Consider the following 2,109-nt stretch of genomic DNA (forward strand, 5'->3'; position numbering starts at 1 on the left):
CTTCATTTTTCTGGCCGTGCTGATTGGCGGCATGGTGATCGGCATGCCGATCGCCCAGTCGCTGGTGTTGACCGGCGTGGCGCTGATGTGGCACCTGGACTTCTTCGACTCCCAGCTGCTGGCGCAAAACCTGCAGGCGGGGTTCGACAACTTCCCGCTGCTGGCCGTGCCGTTCTTCATCCTGGCCGGCGAACTCATGAACGCCGGCGGCCTCTCGCGCCGCATCATCGACCTGGCGCGCGCGTTTGTCGGCCATATCCGTGGCGGCCTCGGCTACGTGGCGATCGGCGCGGCGGTGCTGCTGGCGTCGATGAGCGGCTCGGCCATTGCCGATACCGCCGCCCTGGCCACCATCCTGCTGCCCATGATGCGCCAGCAGAACTACCCGCCCAGCTACAGCGCGGGCCTGCTGGCCTCGGGCGGCATCATCGCGCCCATCATTCCGCCGTCGATGCCGTTCGTGATCTATGGCGTGACCACCAACACCTCGATCAGCAAGCTGTTCCTGGCCGGCGTGTTCCCGGGCCTGATGATGGGCTTCTTCCTGGTGTTCGCCTGGTGGTGGATCGCCCGCAGCCACCAGCTCGCGTCCATGGAGCGCGTGCCGTGGCCGCAGCGCCTGCGCGCCTTGCTGCAGAGTTTCTGGGCCATGATGATGCCGGTCATCATTCTGGGTGGCCTGCGCGGCGGCATTTTCACGCCGACCGAGGCGGCCGTGGTGGCCGCCGTCTACGCCTTCCTGGTGTCGATGTTCGTTTACCGTGAACTGACCTGGAAGGGCGTCTACGATGTCTTCCTGGCCGCCAGCAAGACCACGGCGGTGGTGATGTTCCTGTGCGGCGCCGCCACCGTTACGGCCTACATGATCACGCTGGCCGATCTGCCCAACATGCTGGCCGACAGCTTTTCGGGCGTCATGCACGACCCGGTCATCTTCATGGCGCTGATGATGCTGTTCCTGCTGGTGGTCGGCACCGCGATGGACCTCACGCCCACCATCCTGATCTTCGGCCCGGTGTGCGCGCCGCTGGCGGTCAAGGCCGGCATCGACCCGGTGTACTTCGGCTTCATGTTCATCTACGTGGGCTGCATCGGCCTGATCACGCCGCCCGTGGGCACGGTGCAGAACGTGGTCGCCGGAGTGGGGCGGCTGCGCATGGAGACCGTCATCAAGGGCACTTCGCCCTTCCTCATCGCCTACGTGATGCTGGCCATCTTGTTCGTGATCTTTCCCGCACTGGTGACCGCGCCGCTGCGCTGGCTGCACTGATTTTTCTGTTTCTTTTTCTCTCACCCTTCATCACTCAGGAGACACCCATGCGCATCAAATTCGTTCTCGCCGGCCTGGTGGCCGCATTGGCCGCCGCCGGCGCCGTGCAGGCGCAAGACTTCAAGCCGCGCATCGTGCGCTTTGGCTACGGGCTGGTGGACCAGTCCAACCAGGGCCGCGCCGTGCGCCTGTTCGCCCAAGAGGTCGAAAAGGCCAGCGGCGGCAAGATGAAGGTGCGCGCCATCGGCAACGCCTCGCTGGGCTCGGACACGCAGATGCAGCAAGCCCTGATTGGCGGCGCGCAAGAGATGATGGTCGGCTCCACCGCCACCCTCGTGGGTATCTCGCCCGAAATGGCGGTCTGGGACACGCCGTTCCTGTTCAACAACACCAAGGAAGCCGACGCCGTGCTCGACGGCCCCGTGGGCGAAAAAATCAAGGCCACCTTGGAGCCCAAGGGCATGGTCGGCCTGGTCTATTGGGAGAATGGTTTCCGCAACCTGACCAACAACAAGCGCCCGGTCACCAAGCTCGAAGACATGAACGACATCAAGCTGCGCGTGATGCAGAACAACGTCTTCCTCGACAGCTTCAAGGCCCTGGGCGCCAACGCCGTGCCGCTGCCGTTCTCGGAACTGTTCACCGCGCTTGAGACGCGCGCCGTCGACGGCCAGGAGAACCCGTTCAACACCGTGGTGTCGAGCAAGTTCTATGAAGTGCAGAAGTACCTCACGGTGACCAACCACGTCTACAGCCCCTGGATCGTCACGGTGAGCAAGAAGTGGTGGGACACGCTCAGCAGCGCCGAAAAGAAGGTGCTGCAGGACGCCGCCGTGAAG

General features: G+C 64.1%; 2 protein-coding genes. Both read left to right on the forward strand.

Translation table 11 applies throughout. The annotated features are described in order from the left end of the window. Window positions 1–1,270 (forward strand): TRAP transporter large permease subunit (locus QZH66_RS15320; protein ID WP_305806769.1); only part of this gene is annotated, 1,270 nt, incomplete at its 5' end. Window positions 1,271–1,317: 47 nt separating this feature from the next. Beyond that, on the forward strand, window positions 1,318–2,109 hold a 792-nt coding region (locus QZH66_RS15325), incomplete at its 3' end, for a DctP family TRAP transporter solute-binding subunit (RefSeq protein ID WP_305806770.1).

The organism is Stenotrophomonas sp. YIM B06876 (assembly GCF_030711595.1).
In the GTDB taxonomy this organism is placed as follows: domain Bacteria; phylum Pseudomonadota; class Gammaproteobacteria; order Xanthomonadales; family Xanthomonadaceae; genus Stenotrophomonas.